Raw genomic sequence first — 15,118 nt, 5'->3', positions numbered from 1 at the left:
CCCTGATGGAACAGCACGGAATGCTGGCCAACATCCGGGCGCATTCGTTCATGGTGGCGAAGATTGCCGGGCTGCTGGCTGAAGAACTGCGGACAAAAAGCAGCCAGCCACTTGATCTGCAACTCTGCATCAGCGGTGCGCTCCTGCACGACATCGCCAAAACGTCCTGCCTCACCAACGGCCGCAATCACGCCAAGGCTGGCGCGGAACTCTGCCGCAGCCTCAATTTCCCGGAAATCGCCGAGATTGTCGCCGGACATGTTGTCCTGCCAAATTTTTCCCCGGAGCGTTATATAGCGGGAATTTTTTTTCCTGTCGAAATAGTCTACTACTCGGACAAACGAGTCCTGCATGATCAAATAGTCAGCCTGCCCGAACGGCTGGACTACATCTTGGATAAATACAGCGGCGGCGATGCCCGCAGACAGGAAGGCATCCGAGACAATTTCAAGAAATGCAGACTGCTGGAAGAACGGCTTTTCTCCTTCTTAAATTTCGCCCCGGACAGACTGATGGAACAGATTGAAAAGTGGACGGCACCGCTCTGAACAGGCCATGAGCATAAAGCGGCTTGCTTCAAAGCGAAAAAATACATATATTGCAGAGAGCGCAGATGAAAAAAATGCTAGGTCAGGCCAGTTGGACTGCCTGAATGAACATAATGTAACACGGAGCGGCTACGGTGGAAATTTTCTTTCTTGGCGTGGGTGAAGCCTGTGATACGGCGCATGGCAACAGCTCGTTCCTGCTCACCGCCAGCAACGGTGCCAGAATCTTGCTGGACTGCGGTTTCTCAGTGCCACACCAGTATTTTCGTACCGTTGAGCAACCGGATGAACTGGAGTACATCTGGATATCTCATTTTCACGGCGACCATTTCCTCGGATTGCCGCTGCTGTTTCTCCGTCTCTGGCAGCTGGGCCGTACCCGGCCTTTGCACATCGTCGGCCAGAAAGGCACGGAGCAGAAAGTGCGGGGAGCTCTGGAGCTGGCCTATCCCACCTTTGAAAAAAAATTGAGTTTCGGTTTTGAGTTTCATCAGATTCACGCTCAAGAGACCATCTCTCTGGCTGGACTGCGCTGGTCTGCCGCGCTGACCCAGCATTCTCAGTACAATTTGGGGCTGCGCATCGAGGATGGCCCGGTGAAATTCTATTGCAGCGGCGACGGGCGGGCGAATGCGCAGGCCAAGGAGCTGATCCGGGGCTGCGACTTTGTCGTTCATGAATCGTTCAGCATGGTTGACATTTTTCCTTATCACGGCTCAGTGACTAGCACGCTTCAGCTTGCCGAAGAGTTGGAAATGGGTCAAGTTGCTTTGGTGCATCTTGATCATGATCTGCGGCGGACCGATCTGCATCAGATTGAGGAAATGGTACGGGCAGTGCCTAACGCCCTGCTGCCGGCGGCAGGACACCGGCTGACTTTTTAAGGAGAACAGCATGACCTCCAGAACTCTGCGGCTGCTGGCTGCGCTGCTGGCCTTTACGCTGCTGCTGGCCGCCCCCTCCTTCGCTCTGGCAAAAAAGAGCAAGAAAAACAAAAAATTTGATAAAAAAGACTGGATATGGCAGCCGGATGCTTTCCCTGCGGAAAAGAAGCAGGACTTCATCCGCATGGCGGATAATTTTTTTGTCTTCTATGATCCCTCAACGGCGATGGATGTGCCGTACCAAAACAGCGGCATGACCCGGCTGGAGATGTCCAAACAGATACTCCTCAAGAGCAACGCCAGCCTGCCGGAGTTGAACTGGCAGACCGGGCTGTATCCGCACTGGCGGAACGTGATGTGGCTGCCTGGCGCGGAGCGCACCTTCCAGCCCTTCTACCGGCTGCAAAATTACGACCAAGAGGCGTTCGGCACTGCCTTGGAGCAGCTGCCTGTGACCAGCTCTGGTCCGCCCATGCTCCAGACCGCGCTGATGAAGCTCGAATATCTGCTCCCGCTGCCGGGCCGCACTGAGGTTTTCATCTTCACCAACGGGGCCGCCTTCCGCTTTGAGGGCTTGGACGAACCGGAGCCGCTGACGCAGGCCAAGATACTGGCAGAAAAGCATGATGTCTGCTTCACTCTGATCAGCAGCGCGACCAACAGCACGGCGGAGAAGCTGCTTAACGATATCGCTGCGGTCAATGACTGCTCGCAGGTGATTGATTTTGACACCTTGGCCGCCCATCCTGAGCATCTCTTCGGCAGGCTGTACATGCCTGCCAGCAGCCCCTACCCCAACGTGCTCTTCGCCTTTGACAAGGCTCAGATCAGGAAGGAACAGCAGCACACTCTGGAACGGCTGGGCCGTTATCTGATCGATCATCCGCAGGAATACGCCGTGCTTTCCGGCTTCTGCGACCATGTCGGCAGCCATGCGTACAACATCCATCTCTCCCGGCGCAGGGCGGAGAGTGCTAGGAAATACCTGCTGGACAATTTCTCGCTGAAAAAAGACCGAGTGCTCATTTACTGGTACGGCAAGGCCAAACCAACCGCCTCCAACAAGACGGAAGAAGGGCGGCGGCTCAACCGTCGGGTGACAGTCCAGCTGCGGAAGGGAAAATAGGTTCAGCCCACCTTCTGCCAGCGACTGTCGATCAGTATCTCATGGGGCCGAAAATCGGTCTTGTAGTGCATCCCTTTGAGGCCATTGATCCAGTACCCGAGATAAAGGTTAGCAATGCCGTGCCGTCGGCAAAAATCAAGCAGATAAAGGATGTTTAGCGTGCCGGGGCTGCGCCAGTCCTGCTCTGGATCAAAAAAGAAATAGACCGCGTTCATCCATTGGTCTGAGCAGTCGACCACGGCCACGCCCAACAGCCTGTTGTCTTCACTCCGGTAGCGGATCTCAAAGCACTTGGTCATTGAAGTGATGAAAAAGCCGCTGTAATAGCTTTCTGCATCTGCCCTGCTGTCCGGGAAGCGAGCAAAGAGGAAGCGTTCCAACAGATCAAGATTCTCATCAGACATGGTCACCGGTGCCAAACCGACGCTGATATCTCCGTTTTTTTTCCAGACCCGCCGCTGGTTGCGGTTGGGGCGGAAAATTTCCGGATTCAGGCGTATGGGAACACAGGCGGAGCAGCGTGAGCAGCGCATGGAGTACATGCAGTTGCCGTTGCGGCGGTAGCCGTTTTCAAAAAACAGCCCCACAGCGGAATCGGTCAGCGAGCCGAAAACCGCCTGATGATAGATGGCTTTGTGCGGCATTTCATAAGGACAGCGGGTGGCGACATCAGTGAAATACTGTTCCAGTCTGCCGTCAATGCCTGGCGGTGCATTGCGTCCTTGTTTAGGCCGGCCCGCCATCTGGCGGTTCGGAAAGGTTGAATGCATCATCAGACAGCCTCCTTGTCCGGCATGGTTCCGCCGTCCATCTGAACGCTCTTTCTGTTATAGCAGCTCCAGCATCTCAAATCTCCAAGGGCGTTCTCCATAATTATTCCTGATTGTTATTGATTTTTCCATCTTAGCAGAGCTTGGACGGCATTTCTGAGTTATTTTACCAAGTTTTGCGGAAATGTCACGAAAATTGGCAGGTTGCGGACTGATCAAAAATAAGGGAAGAAGAACGATGACAACGCGGCAGGTGATAAGAGAAAAAAGGACGCAGACATCAGATGCCTGCGCCATCGGCACTGTTTATCTAGTTTTGGCGTAGATGATTTTTTTGGAGCCACTCTCGCAGGTTCCGATGACCTGCCCCGGAGACCCCTCGCTCTTATTGAGAACGATCAGCGTGTAGTTTTTCACGCCCTTGGAGTCCAATCTGGCGACAAGTTCGGCCTTCAATTCCGCGCAGGCCTTGATAGAATTGGTCGACTGACTAGGTTCCTCCGTTGTCGCCGGAACCATCCGCACCGCAACCACTGGCACTGGCTGATCCTGCTGCGCTGTTTTCTCATTGGCTGCTGGTTGCTGCTGGGCTGCCGCCCCGCTCCGCTGCTGTCTGTTGTAGACGATCTGCTTGCTGCCGTCTTCGCAGGTGCCGATGATCTTGCCTGCCGCTTTCTCATGTCTGGCTGAAATGCTCAGCTCGTAGGCTTTCACGCCTTTGGAATCAAGCTTGGCCGCAATTTTCGCCTTCAATTCCGCGCAGGGCTTGACAGCGGCTGCGACTGAGCCGAAGCTCAAAAAAATTGCCGCTGCCGCAAAAAAAACACATCGCATCATCGCTGCTCTCCTTTGTCCACGTGACCAGTCTGCATGGTTGCCGCTGAATATCAGCTATATTAGCGAGTTATAACCAAGTTCCTGTTTTCCTGTCAAGTGTAAAGCGCGGAAACAGGAAAAAATAAGAACTTGCCAAAAAGATGAAGAGGAAGGCTTAAATTGCCGAGCAGGTCAAGCTCTTCTTTCATGTCGCAGGTCAAAGGCATTTCGAGACCGCATGGCAGAATATGATTGAAAAACCGCATCCCTGAATAAGCCCTGTACAAAGTCAAACTGAGCCAGTATAATACGGTATTATGCGGAATTGCGCCAAAATGCCTTGTACCTTTTCTTGGGATGCTGTTGACACCGTCATGCTGGACATGGACGGCACCCTTTTGGATAAACATTTTGATGACTATTTCTGGGAGGTCTATATCCCGGAGCACTACAGCTTGCTCCACGACATTACGGTGGAAGAGGCGGCTCAGGAGCTGCTGGAACGTTACCGCAAGATAGAAAATTCCCTTCAATGGTCTGATGTGGAGCACTGGTCCCGCGAGCTGGGAATGGACATCCCGGAACTGAAGTTGCGGATTGACCATTTAATCGCTGTTCACCCCCATGTAAGGGAATTTCTCGATTGCTGCCGCAGGCTGAATAAAAAGCTGTATCTGGTGACTAACGCTCACCCCCGCACCTTGACCATCAAGCTGGTGAGAACCGACATCGGCAGCTGGTTTGACCGTTTGGTCTGCGCCGACGAGGTGGGATTCGCCAAAGAGCAGCCGCAATTCTGGGTCAGGCTACAGGAACTGCTCGGCTTTGATCCGGCCCGCTCTGTGCTGGCCGATGATACGGAAAAGGTGCTGCGGACTGCGGAGCGGCACGGCATCGGCTGGCTGGTGCATGTGGCCAAGTCCAGCAGCCGCAGCCCAGCCGTCCGCTCCGAACACTATCTTTCAATTGACTCGTTCAGAGAGCTGATTGACTTGGCTCCCGCCCCTTGTGCGAAGGGAGCACATCGAACATCACATGCGTAAAACAAGGAGACACAAATTATGGAAGCGGCAACAATTGAAAAACGGCGGCAGTCACGCATGAAGCTGAAAGGCTACATCGCCGACATCGCGGACGGTCATTTCGTCTACGGCGGCATGGTGGAGGATATTTCGCTGGAAGGACTGCGGCTCAATGATCTGCCGGACAAATTTGCCGTGCAGGGCAAACGGTACAGCGTGGTGGTTTCCGGAGGACCGGACTCGCCCTGCTACAAGCTGAAGGTCTCCCCTCGCTGGCGGCGGAAGAACGGTCTTCTCGTGGATGTGGGATTCAATATCGCCGAGGCCCCTCTTGGCTGGCGGAATTTTGTCCAAAAAAACATGCCGAGCGCAGCAGGCGAGAGTATGGAAGAGGGAGATTGTCTCTGGGAGCGGCGCACAGGCTCCAGCCGTGACTGAGGCTCAAGACGGACGGAAAGAGAGCCGGCCTTCCCGTCCGCCCACGCCCAGCCCGCTCAGTCGCTGCGGCGGCAGGTTTTGAGGTAGTCTTTGAAAACAGAGGGATGCGAGCTGATGACTTTGCCCTTCTGCATCCCCAGTCCCCGTGTCAGATAATCAATGATTTGCTTATGATTGAGGCCCTTGTCCAAGGCAGCCTCAGTCAGCTCCACAATTTTCTGCTTGTCAGCAGGATCGTCGAAGTAGCTGAAGATGCGGTGTTCGTCTGCCGACGACACAGACAGCGGCTCCTGCTGCATAACAGGGACGGCATGCAGCACCTTGTCAGCTTTCTCCCTCACTGAGGCCAGTTCCTGCTGCATCACCGCAATGTCCCGCTCCAGCGGGGTGATGTCAATCACTTTCGGCTCGCGCTGCTCCAGCAGCCGCAGCCGCTCCGGCAGGTCGCCGAGCAACTCCTCCGGTGAAATGCGCAGAATCTGCTGGGCGGTCTGCTCGACGCAGGCTTTCATGTTGCCTACTGCGCCTTCGATTCCAGCCAGTGTGGTCATCGCCCCGCGCATTTCTTTGCTCAAGACCTCGACTTGGCTCTTGTCCGTCATTTTGGCGGTCAGCTCCTCCAGCGCGTCAATCCGGCTGGAAAGCTGCCCGATTTTGCCTGCCAGCAGCTCGCGGGTGGCATGAAGCTGGCCTTGGATGGCCTCGATGTTCGCTTGCAGTTCCTGCCGCATTTCCTCTTTCACTGGTTCAAAATTGACAGGTGCCTCTGTTTTTTTTTTGCCAGCCATATCCAGAACCGGCACGAGCCAATCAGCCAGCGTTTGCCGCAGCTCGCTGTACATGCGGCTCGCGCTTTCTTGGCTGAACAAGGCTGCTGCGCCGAGAAAAAAAACAATCATCACAGCCACACAAAAGATGACCGATAATGCCAGCCCGATCAGCAGCTGGACAGCGCGGAACACAGCCTGAATGAGCAGTCCGACAGCCTCGAAAACTGTCGCTTCTGGGTGGGTGAGGCTGACTGCGAGCAAGCCGATGAAAAAAGCAAAAACTGCCGCTGTGTTCAGCAGCGGCTTCCGCAAGAGGTTGTTACTGTTCATGTCTGTTCTCTGATATGGTCTTTGCAGGGACGAAAAATCTTCGTCCCTGCTGCTGCAATTACAGCGTCAGCCACGAGGCGGAGAAGACCGTCTGGCCGGAAAGCACCTTGTAGGTTTTGTAGTGCTCTAAGGCCGCGCCGTTCAGTGTGGCGGAATCGGGTTCCTTGCCGTCCATCATCCCGTGCACCAGATCAACCAGCTCCTGCCGCTGTCCCTTGCAGATGGCCATCAGCTCGTGGTCATAGGCGTTGACAATGGCGGTTCTGATGCCATATTTCATCAGCATGATCAGATAAGTGCGGTCCAGATACTTGCGCAGCTGCTCGTCCACGCCGTTGGAGACATTGGACAGACCGATGGTGGAGCCTGCGCCCGGCGCGATTTCCTGAAGATCCCGCAGAAATTCCAAACCAGCGGCAAGCTGATCCGCACCAAGGGTAATCGGCGTGGCGATGGGATCAAACAGCATCTTCTCGTTTGGGATGCCTGCCTCGCTCAGAGCCATCATCAGCCCAACAGCCATTTCCGCCCGCTCATTGTAGTCACGGGGCATTCCGTCCGGCCCCCAGAGCAGGGCGATGACGTTGCACTCTGCCTTGGCGGCCACTGGAATCAGCTTCTCCATCCGCTCCGGCTGGGCGGAAATAGAGTTCATAATTGCTGCTGTCTTGTTCTTCACCACCTTGAAGCCTGCGGTCATCGCGTCGGTGTTGGTGGTGTCAAGGCAGAGCGGGGTGTCAACGATGCTCTGCACTGTCTCCACCACCCAAGGCAGCAGCTCCACGCCGTCCTTGCGGGCCGGGCCAATGTTCAGATCAAGATATGTCGCTCCGGCTGCGGCTTCCTCCCGCGCCATTTCTTGAATCGGCCCCGGAATGCGCTCCTTCATGGCACCGCCGCTGCGTTTACCCATGATGTTGATGCTTTCAGCAATTGCCTGCACTGTGTTAGCCATCTGCGTTGCTCCTTGGTGTGAATGTTGAAAAAGAAGAATAGCGAAAAAGTGATTCCTGCCAGTTTCTCAGCCGCTTGAACCGGACAGTGAAAAGACTGAGTCTGTTTCTGCTCTACTTCACATGAATTAGGATTTTTGTCAAGAATTCTGAGCGGGCGGCAGATGCCGCCTCCGGCGTGCCGTTTTGACATTTCATCATAAAAACAAGTTCCTGCCTGAAGCATAACCCGCTAAGATTTTTTTTATCAGACCTCTTGCAGAAGTCAGCGCGCAGGTTGCGGTGTTTTTCGCATGACCGCTGCCGCTCCTTTTTTGCCTGCCTGCAAAGCAGTCCGGCTTGGCAAGAGAGGAGTTCTGTCGAGCAGCAAAGGTGTTTGGCCGAGCAACAAAGGAGTTCCAGCAAGCCGCAAAGAAGTTTGGCCAAGCAGCAAAAGAATTTTGCCGAGCAGCAAAGGAGCTGGAGTCGGCCAAACACCTTTGCTGCTCAGCCGGAAAGAAGTTTGGCCAAGCCGAACTCCTTTCTGGCCGAGCCAAATTCCTTGGCAAATGAGCAGGACTCCTCCCTTACTGAGCTGAACTTTGCTTCAACCTGATTGCATCCTCTTGCTGCTAACTTATGCAGGATATCTATTCAAAAGGCTCCGCTTCGGCGGCAATCTCCGGCTGCTTTTCAGCGGCAATCAGGGCAGCAGCCTCCATCACCAGCTCGCCTTTGCGGGTGAAACTGCGCAGACTCACGGTTTCAAAGCTGCCAAGGCTGTCCAACAGCGGCATGATCACCTGATCAATAAGCACCTTGCTTTTTTCTCCGGCCTGATCGCTGCGCACGGCGATCATCATTCCGGCCCAAGCAGCCAGTTCCTTGAGACCGTCGACCAGCCGAGCGGCGCGAGCGAAGATCAGCAGGTTGCCGGGCTGGCCCTTGCCAGTGTCCACTGCTTGAAAACTGGGGTCAGCCTGCATCCGTCCCTCGCTTTCTGCCAGAATTGCCAGCAGCTGCTCACGGCTGTCGGCCAAATAGAGAAAATTGTCGGCAAAGGCGTACGAAGGCTGGAGCATTCCCTTGGCCGCCTGCAAAGAGAAGAGCCGTACGCCGTTCGGCAATGTTTCGCTCTTGACCGGCATGCCGGAGAGCAGCCGGTCAAGAAGGAGTTCCGCCTTGTTCCGCTCCGGCACTTCCAAAACAAAGCAAAGCCGGGGCACTGGGAAAAGGCCGCCTGTGCTGATATCAGCAATGTTAACGCTGAATTCTCTTCCAAACAAGGAAAGAATCTCGCCGAAGCTGAGACCGGTCTGCGCTTTGAACCACGCGTCAGTTTTGTCCACCATCTCTTGGCTGCCGTTTTCAATCAAGCTCTGCCGCCAGCTGGCTGGCTGGAGCCAAGCACTCCAGATATAAAGCAGGAGACTGGCAGGCATTTTCGCCAAAGTGCGGTTGGCAGTCGGTGCGGCTGTGTAGATTTTTTTCTGCAAAGGCAGACGCAGGGACTCCGAGAGGAAACGCAGCACTGTGGTGAAGTTGGCGGTTCCTCCGTCCGGGCGGTGAAAGATGGCCAGGCTGTGCAAGCCGGACGGAGCGGCCAGCGGCAAGGCCTCCTCTCCGGCAAGCAGAGTCTTCAGCCGGGCCAAGTTGGCGTAGAGAAAAAAATCGTTAAGTCCTCCGGCCTCCTGCTTCAGAGCGGCGTAATCGCGCTTGGTGATCAAGCCGTTCCGTTTGTAGATGAAATGGCGGACGAAGAGGTCAATGCTCTGCTGCACCGGCTCCAAGCCCAAGGACAAGGCGATTTGCCCGCCGACAGCAGCGGCGTGGAGTTTGCGGCCTTGGTCCAGCTCCAGCACCACAATGCCCATGCCGTGGTGATAAAGCAAATCCGGCTGTTTTTTCTCCGCCTTAAGCAGGTCAAGGAACACCGCGCTGCCCTCAGGCGGCGGCTCGGCGAGCAGCAGGGCATGGGACAACAGCGCGTCGAGCGGAGCTGCCGACAAGGATTCCGGCTCCGGCGGCAGCAGGGCCAGCACTGTCCTTCGGCTGAAAGACTCTTGCAGCAGAGGATGATTCAGCAGATGCTGCAAGCTGGCCAGCTGCTCCTCAGCAGGCTTGCGCAGCAGCGGCGGCACTTCTAGCTGATCCAGCACTGCCGACCAATGGATGTCCTTCAGTGTCTGCCCTAAACGTGAGTTGAGGAACGTCCGGCCTGCTGCTGCGGCATCAGCGGCATCAATGAACAGCAGGGCATCTTCCGGCACCAGCTCCAGCGGTTCAAGGGGATGCGGACGCAGCAGCTCCCCGGAAAGGAGCTGACGCGCAAGAGCGGATGTGGCGATTTTCCGTCCGGCAGCGGCCAGTTCGCTGCGGCTGGGCAGCTGCGCCAGTGCCCGGAGTTCCGGGCTGGGGCGGATGACGACGAGCCACGCCGCATCGGCGAGCACTGCGAAAATCAGCAAAAAGAGAACAATGCGTTTCATCCGCCAAGGCTCCGATGAAAACAGTCAGGAGGCGATTCTGTCTGCATATTGTTTCATAACGCGGCGGAAAAGTCAGCAGAAAATGAAAAAAAAGCCGCACTGAAGACAGCGCGGCTTGGCAAGGGCTATGAGCGACGGGGAAATCAGGCTTCAGCCTCGCTCACCCAGAGATCATGCAGGTTGCAGAAGCTGGTGGCGCAGATTTTGCCCTTGTAGTCTTTCGGCAGGTCGTAAGAGGATTCCGGCTTGTCCGCAGGAGCGAAGTTCTTCGCGCCAAGCACGGTGCCGTCAGCCAGAATCACAGTGTGCCGGACAATAAAATGCTCCGCGCTCATCGGATGCGGGGTGACGACCGAGACCTTGCCGCCCTCGACCTTCACTTCCGGCGCATGAGTACCTTCCTTGCCTTTCCACTGCCCCGGCTGCTCCTTGCTGTAATAGATCGAGCCTGCCGCTGATGGCGCGGCAGCCTTGTCTGCGGCAAAAGCGGACACAGCAGAGCCTGCGGTAGCGGCAGCAGCGACGGCAGCAGCAGTTTTGAGCAAATCCCGTCTGTCGAATGCGGTCATCTTTTTTCTCCTGAAATGTGGAAATGCAGAATATCGAGGACAACGGTTCCACCTGCTCCGGCGAGCAGGCGCAATCATCATACCGCTGCCTACGGATGAATGCAAGGGGATCAAGAGCGCATCAGAACTGTCCGGGACCGCCGAGGTGATGCTGGAGGAGCAGCCACCAGTTTTCCTTTTTCCTGCTTGGTCAGGCGGCATTCTCTCGCTGCTTTTTCTTCTCTCTGATCTCCTCCCTCAACTGCTCGATGCGTTCGTGCGCTTCGCCCAGTGCTTCCTTGCGGGTCAGCTCGGAGACATTCTGCTCAATCTTCTCAATGGCCGAGAGCAGCTTGAAAATCAGCATGAAGACCAAGAGAAAGCCCATCATCACTACAGCGTTGAAGTTGTCCACCACGCCGAGGATGCGGGCGAAGAACATGGTGAAATCAGGGTAGATGGCGATCAGGGCCATGCCGCCCCAGACGGTCACGCGCACAGCCAGCTTGAGTAGAGTTTGGCCGGTTTCCCGGTTGGCGAACTCCTTGATGCCAAGATAGAGCATGACTGAGGAGATGGCCACAATAATGAATTGATACAGATGCACGTTAGTTTTCTCAGGAGTTCAGGCGATCAGATTCCAAATCATCCGGCGCAGGGTGATCAGTCCGTTGATGAAACCCTGCTTGGTCTTTTTGGTGCTGGCGTATTCGGTGTAGCGGGTCTGTACTGGCACTTCCGTGAAGCGCAGACGGTTGTTCTTGATTTCCCGGATCACCTTGCTGTCATATTCATATTTGTCCGCCTTGGTGTCAATGATCAGGGCGGCGTAGCGGGAATAGGCCCGGAAGCCGGACTGGCTGTCCGAGACCAGCAGGCCGTAAAACAGCCAAGTGACAAAATTACCAATGCTGTTGGCGATTTTCTTCTTCAGCGGCATGGTCTCCCGGTTGAGCATCCGGGAGCCAAGCACTGCGTCGATGCGGCCTTCGAGGATAGGAGCGATAAGCTGGGCGATGTCCGCCGGATCGTGCTGGCCGTCGCCGTCCATGGTCACCACCACGTCCGCGCCGAGGAGGTTGGCGGCCATGATCCCGGTCTTCACCGCCGCGCCCTTGCCCCGGTTGATCTTCAGGCGCAAAGCCAGCACGTCATAGGCGGAGGCGATTTCATAGCTCTCGTCTGCGCTGCCGTCATCCACCACCACGATGCGCTCATAGCCATGCGCCCGCACCTCTTCAATCACGCTGCCGATGACCTTGGCCTCGTTATAAACCGGGATGACAATGGCCACGGTTTTCATCATGCGGCAGCCCTCGTGCGGAAGGACGGCAAGCGTTCTCGCAGGTTTTTCCTCGATGGGCAAACGTAGAGCGTGAAGCCGACCTTGTCTGAACACCTGCGCCCGCAGCCTTTGCAGAACATGCAGGCATGTTCCGTCAAAATATGCCTGCATGTTTTATTAAAACATGTATGCATGTTCCGTTAAAGTATGCAGGCATGTTCCGTTAAAACATGCCTGCATGTTTTATAAAAGTATGCCTGCATGTTTTTTGCAGAACATGCAGGCATGATCGCAGCGCGGGACAGCTGCGAAGTCCTCAGGACAAGGTCAGCTCAGTATTTCACCCGCGCCCGCCAGGTCAGCGTCGCGCTGGCCTTCGGCTCAACCTTGATTTCCCAGACCGCCGTGTTCGAGGCTTCCTTCTTGTGCGGCGCGGACTCCTCAATCATCTGCCAGTCACCAGGCACAGGCTCAATCACTTTCACCGTGACAGCTTCATCCTTGGCGTTCTTCAGCTCAATCTCATAGGCACTTTCATAGGCCGTGCCGCTGGTCCACGATGCTTTTTTGAAATCAGTCTGCTTCTTGTTCGCAGTCACGTCAAAGGCCTCGCCGAGCTTGAGGCGGATGATCTCGTTTTCCGGTGTGTGGTCAATGCGGTCTTCGCCGACAAATTGCAGGCTGCCGGAACTGTCTTTCTTATACACACGCATCACGCCCGCAGGCAGCGGCTGACCTGCACCGTCCTCTTTCGCGTTCTTCAGCTCCAAGAAGACACCGACCTTCATCTTGCGGCCCAATTCTCCAGCTTGGCTGCCGTAGTAATAGTCCATGCCGCGCAGAACGAACTCTTTCTTCACCTTAACGCCGTTCGCCTGAAGCAGGGCGACCTGCTTGCTCTGCTTTTCCTTGATGGTGGTCGGGCGGCCCAAGGTGTAGAGATGATACTCGAACATGGATTCTTCCGCCATGCCTGCGTCCATTGCCGCTTCCTCCATCGGCGCGGCAGCCAGTGCCCGCATCATCCTTGGCTGCATTGGCTCCTTCGCCCGGTTCACTTCGCCTGCCACCAACTGGAGCTTGGCGTTTTGATACGTCGCGCCGCTCTCATTGTTCAGCGTCACCCAGCCACTCAGGTTGAGGCTCGCATCGTCCGCGCCCAGCTCGGCCACATAATCCGCCTTCCACGACAGCCCGCCAGTCAGGTAGCTGAGCACTGCGTCCTGCTTGCCGCCGTCCTTGCTGTCCACCAGCATGGTCAGCGTCGGGCGGTCGCGCAGGTTCTCCGGCACATCCGAGAAGACTAAACGGCCTGGCACCCCAGCCTCAATGCGGTCGCCTACCTTCAGCACTGTGCCTTCACCCGCGCTGAGCACTGTGGCCTCTTCCGCCGCCTCCTCGCCGGTGGTCGGATGGGTTTTGATCAGCTTGACGGTGCGGCCCACATATTTGTCCAAGAGCGACTGAGGGGTGAGCAGGTCATATTCAAAGTTCTGCTCCAGCACATGCAGCCCAGGCGCAGCGAGCAGGGCGGTCTCTGGCCGAATTTTTGCGCTGACCTCGCGGAAGGCAAGCGTCTGCTGGCCCGGCGCAAGCGCGATGCTGCGGCTGTCCCTCACCAAGGCCAAATCCTGATTGTAGATGGTCACCGCCACCGCTGTCTGATCCTCCAAAGCGGAGACCGTCTCAGCAGCCTTGTCGGCAGCGGCGGACACTGCGGCGGGAACCATCAGCAGGGGAAGCAGGGTAGCAAATCTCAGCATGGCGCACCTCTCAATTCGGTTGAGAAATAAAGGAAGAGCGGGACATGGTCTCCGCTCCGGCATCATACCGTGTTCCCTTGGAAAGCAACAGAAAAAACTGCTCCGGCCAGAGAAAGATGTTTACAGAACCGCGCTCCTGTCTGATAATAACAGCCAAGTGTCCCCGGCAGAGTCCGCCTTCCGCAGACAAAGAGTACGCACAAAATCCGCAGGTGTCAATCAGACAGTGCCGCCCGGCAGCAGCTCCGCCGTTTCCTTGCAAGCGCACAGGGCACGGCTTCTATCGGAAAATGTTGAGCAACCATGCACCTTGAATATTTCGGCCTTGCCAAGCCGCCCTTCGCCGGGGAGCCGGACACGGAGATTTTCTTCCCGGAAGCGGACCGCACCGCACTGCTCCGTCGGATTTACGCCGACCTCCAGAACGGCAGCCCGGTCATCCGTCTGACCGGCGCGGAAGGCAGCGGCAAGACCCTGCTCTGCCTGCTGCTGGCTCATTTGCTGCCTGCCCAGTTTCAGGCAGTCTATCTCGACAGCCCGGCTGGCTCGTTTGACGAGCTGCTCCAAGCTGTCTGCCAAGAGCTGGGCCAGATGCCGCAGACGGACATGTCGGCTTGGCTGCGCAGCCAGCTGGAGCAGTGCCAGACGCAGGGCAAAAAATTGCTGCTCCTGATTGACCAGGCTGAGCAGATGTTTCCCGCCGCCTTGGAGCGGCTGCTGCGCACGGTTTTTGCGGCGGAGCAGATGACATTGCAAGTCATTCTCGCGGGCCGTCCGTCCCTCGATGCCCGCGTCACTCAGCTGCAAGCCTATTGCGCGGACATGAAAATTCCGCCCGGCCATCAGCTTGCTCCGCTGACTGAGGAGGAGTTGGGCGCATACCTCGATTTCCGTCTCAAAACAGCCGGGCTGTCCGCCGCCGACAGCGGACGGGCCTTCAGCGGCGAGGCGGTGCGCAAAATCTTTAAACTGGCCAATGGCAATCTGCGCACCGTCCATCTGCTGGCTGACACAGCCTTGCAGCGGGTTTGCGCTGCTGACCGGTATTTTCCGGTGCAGGCGGCGGAAGTGGCGGCCTTGGAGGGCAATGCTCCCGGCGGCAGTGCAGGCGGAAAAAAAGCCTCGCTCTCCGGCAGGACATGGAAGCTGCTGGCTGCCGCCGTGCTGCTTTTCTTTGCCGCCCTGCTGTTCCGCTACAGCGACGTGCTGTGGCGCAGCGGCGAAGATGCCGCCAAACAGATAGTCAGAACGGTGCCGGTCAAACCGGCTGAACTGCTGCCGGACAAAATCCGGCTGAACTCGGAGCCTGAGCTGCCGACGGAGCCGGAACAAGCGGAACCAACTGCCGAGCCAGCTCAAACAGAAGCCCCGCCGCCAGAACCGACGGGACAGCCCGC

Annotated in this window: 15 protein-coding genes and 1 pseudogene; 6 read left to right on the top strand and 10 right to left on the bottom strand. The window is 56.5% G+C overall.

The window, feature by feature from the left end; translation table 11 throughout:
- From ACNKID_RS04875 to ACNKID_RS04865, 3 genes are all read left to right on the top strand, one after another.
- A partial coding sequence (locus ACNKID_RS04875) for an HDIG domain-containing metalloprotein (RefSeq protein ID WP_417912307.1) occupies nucleotides 1-548 on the top strand: 548 nt, incomplete at its 5' end.
- A gap of 134 nt (nucleotides 549-682) precedes the next feature.
- Nucleotides 683-1,432, top strand: a complete 750-nt coding sequence (locus tag ACNKID_RS04870; RefSeq protein ID WP_417912306.1) for an MBL fold metallo-hydrolase — start codon at nucleotides 683-685, stop codon at nucleotides 1,430-1,432.
- 10 nt (nucleotides 1,433-1,442) lie between these two features.
- A complete protein-coding gene (locus ACNKID_RS04865; RefSeq protein WP_417912305.1) occupies nucleotides 1,443-2,558 on the top strand; it encodes an OmpA family protein in 1,116 nt (371 codons plus the stop codon).
- A gap of 2 nt (nucleotides 2,559-2,560) precedes the next feature.
- On the opposite strand, the gene ACNKID_RS04860 is transcribed toward ACNKID_RS04865, so the two are convergent.
- From ACNKID_RS04860 to ACNKID_RS04850, 3 genes and pseudogenes are all read right to left on the bottom strand, one after another.
- Complete coding sequence (locus tag ACNKID_RS04860) at nucleotides 2,561-3,331, bottom strand: arginyltransferase (RefSeq protein WP_417912304.1); 771 nt, start codon at nucleotides 3,329-3,331, stop codon at nucleotides 2,561-2,563.
- Between the two features lie 303 nt (nucleotides 3,332-3,634).
- Nucleotides 3,635-3,847: a DUF1161 domain-containing protein gene (locus ACNKID_RS04855; protein ID WP_417912311.1), complete on the bottom strand. Its 213-nt coding sequence runs from the start codon at nucleotides 3,845-3,847 to the stop codon at nucleotides 3,635-3,637.
- Between the two features lie 93 nt (nucleotides 3,848-3,940).
- Nucleotides 3,941-4,162, bottom strand: a pseudogene (locus ACNKID_RS04850) (DUF1161 domain-containing protein); the annotation flags it as partial.
- 317 nt (nucleotides 4,163-4,479) lie between these two features.
- Between ACNKID_RS04850 and ACNKID_RS04845 the strand changes: the two are divergent.
- Both ACNKID_RS04845 and ACNKID_RS04840 read left to right on the top strand, forming a co-directional pair.
- Nucleotides 4,480-5,187, top strand: coding sequence for an HAD-IA family hydrolase (locus ACNKID_RS04845; protein WP_417912303.1), 708 nt, complete (start codon nucleotides 4,480-4,482; stop codon nucleotides 5,185-5,187).
- Nucleotides 5,188-5,205: 18 nt separating this feature from the next.
- Nucleotides 5,206-5,604, top strand: a complete 399-nt coding sequence (locus ACNKID_RS04840) for a PilZ domain-containing protein (RefSeq protein WP_417912302.1) — start codon at nucleotides 5,206-5,208, stop codon at nucleotides 5,602-5,604.
- 56 nt (nucleotides 5,605-5,660) lie between these two features.
- Here ACNKID_RS04840 and ACNKID_RS04835 read toward each other — a convergent pair whose 3' ends face one another.
- The 7 genes from ACNKID_RS04835 to ACNKID_RS04805 form a co-directional block, all read right to left on the bottom strand.
- Nucleotides 5,661-6,704, bottom strand: coding sequence for a hypothetical protein (locus tag ACNKID_RS04835; RefSeq protein ID WP_417912301.1), 1,044 nt, complete (start codon nucleotides 6,702-6,704; stop codon nucleotides 5,661-5,663).
- A gap of 58 nt (nucleotides 6,705-6,762) precedes the next feature.
- On the bottom strand, nucleotides 6,763-7,659 hold the full coding sequence (locus ACNKID_RS04830; protein ID WP_417912300.1) for a dihydropteroate synthase: 897 nt from the start codon (nucleotides 7,657-7,659) through the stop codon (nucleotides 6,763-6,765).
- Between the two features lie 627 nt (nucleotides 7,660-8,286).
- The gene (locus ACNKID_RS04825) at nucleotides 8,287-10,125 is read right to left on the bottom strand and encodes a hypothetical protein (protein WP_417912299.1); all 1,839 of its coding nucleotides are present in this window, start codon (nucleotides 10,123-10,125) and stop codon (nucleotides 8,287-8,289) included.
- Nucleotides 10,126-10,268: 143 nt separating this feature from the next.
- A complete protein-coding gene (locus ACNKID_RS04820; protein ID WP_417912298.1) occupies nucleotides 10,269-10,694 on the bottom strand; it encodes a desulfoferrodoxin family protein in 426 nt (141 codons plus the stop codon).
- Between the two features lie 190 nt (nucleotides 10,695-10,884).
- Nucleotides 10,885-11,280 carry a DUF2304 family protein gene (locus ACNKID_RS04815; RefSeq protein WP_417912297.1) on the bottom strand — a complete coding sequence of 132 codons (396 nt, stop codon included), beginning with the start codon at nucleotides 11,278-11,280 and terminating at the stop codon, nucleotides 10,885-10,887.
- Between the two features lie 18 nt (nucleotides 11,281-11,298).
- Complete coding sequence (locus ACNKID_RS04810; protein WP_417912296.1) at nucleotides 11,299-11,979, bottom strand: glycosyltransferase family 2 protein; 681 nt, start codon at nucleotides 11,977-11,979, stop codon at nucleotides 11,299-11,301.
- Between the two features lie 311 nt (nucleotides 11,980-12,290).
- Nucleotides 12,291-13,721 carry a DUF4139 domain-containing protein gene (locus ACNKID_RS04805; RefSeq protein ID WP_417912295.1) on the bottom strand — a complete coding sequence of 477 codons (1,431 nt, stop codon included), beginning with the start codon at nucleotides 13,719-13,721 and terminating at the stop codon, nucleotides 12,291-12,293.
- Nucleotides 13,722-14,024: 303 nt separating this feature from the next.
- On the opposite strand from ACNKID_RS04805, the gene ACNKID_RS04800 reads away from it, so the two are divergent.
- Nucleotides 14,025-15,118 (top strand): ExeA family protein (locus tag ACNKID_RS04800; RefSeq protein ID WP_417912294.1); only part of this gene is annotated, 1,094 nt, incomplete at its 3' end.

It is taken from the genome of Candidatus Electronema sp. TJ (assembly GCF_048287355.1).
Lineage (GTDB): Bacteria > Desulfobacterota > Desulfobulbia > Desulfobulbales > Desulfobulbaceae > Electronema.
The sequence above is the reverse complement of the archived record's forward strand: the minus strand, read 5'-3'. Positions and strand labels throughout refer to the sequence as shown.

Excerpts from the sequence above, each read along its gene's own strand:
- ACNKID_RS04865 (WP_417912305.1), top strand. The coding sequence starts at position 1,443 with ATGACCTCCAGAACTCTGCGGCTGCTGGCTGCGCTGCTGGCCTTTACG.
- ACNKID_RS04860 (WP_417912304.1), bottom strand. The coding sequence starts at position 3,331 with ATGATGCATTCAACCTTTCCGAACCGCCAGATGGCGGGCCGGCCTAAA.
- ACNKID_RS04855 (WP_417912311.1), bottom strand. The coding sequence starts at position 3,847 with ATGGTTCCGGCGACAACGGAGGAACCTAGTCAGTCGACCAATTCTATC.
- ACNKID_RS04845 (WP_417912303.1), top strand. The coding sequence starts at position 4,480 with ATGCCTTGTACCTTTTCTTGGGATGCTGTTGACACCGTCATGCTGGAC.
- ACNKID_RS04840 (WP_417912302.1), top strand. The coding sequence starts at position 5,206 with ATGGAAGCGGCAACAATTGAAAAACGGCGGCAGTCACGCATGAAGCTG.
- ACNKID_RS04835 (WP_417912301.1), bottom strand. The coding sequence starts at position 6,704 with ATGAACAGTAACAACCTCTTGCGGAAGCCGCTGCTGAACACAGCGGCA.
- ACNKID_RS04830 (WP_417912300.1), bottom strand. The coding sequence starts at position 7,659 with ATGGCTAACACAGTGCAGGCAATTGCTGAAAGCATCAACATCATGGGT.
- ACNKID_RS04825 (WP_417912299.1), bottom strand. The coding sequence starts at position 10,125 with ATGAAACGCATTGTTCTCTTTTTGCTGATTTTCGCAGTGCTCGCCGAT.
- ACNKID_RS04820 (WP_417912298.1), bottom strand. The coding sequence starts at position 10,694 with ATGACCGCATTCGACAGACGGGATTTGCTCAAAACTGCTGCTGCCGTC.
- ACNKID_RS04810 (WP_417912296.1), bottom strand. The coding sequence starts at position 11,979 with ATGATGAAAACCGTGGCCATTGTCATCCCGGTTTATAACGAGGCCAAG.
- ACNKID_RS04805 (WP_417912295.1), bottom strand. The coding sequence starts at position 13,721 with ATGCTGAGATTTGCTACCCTGCTTCCCCTGCTGATGGTTCCCGCCGCA.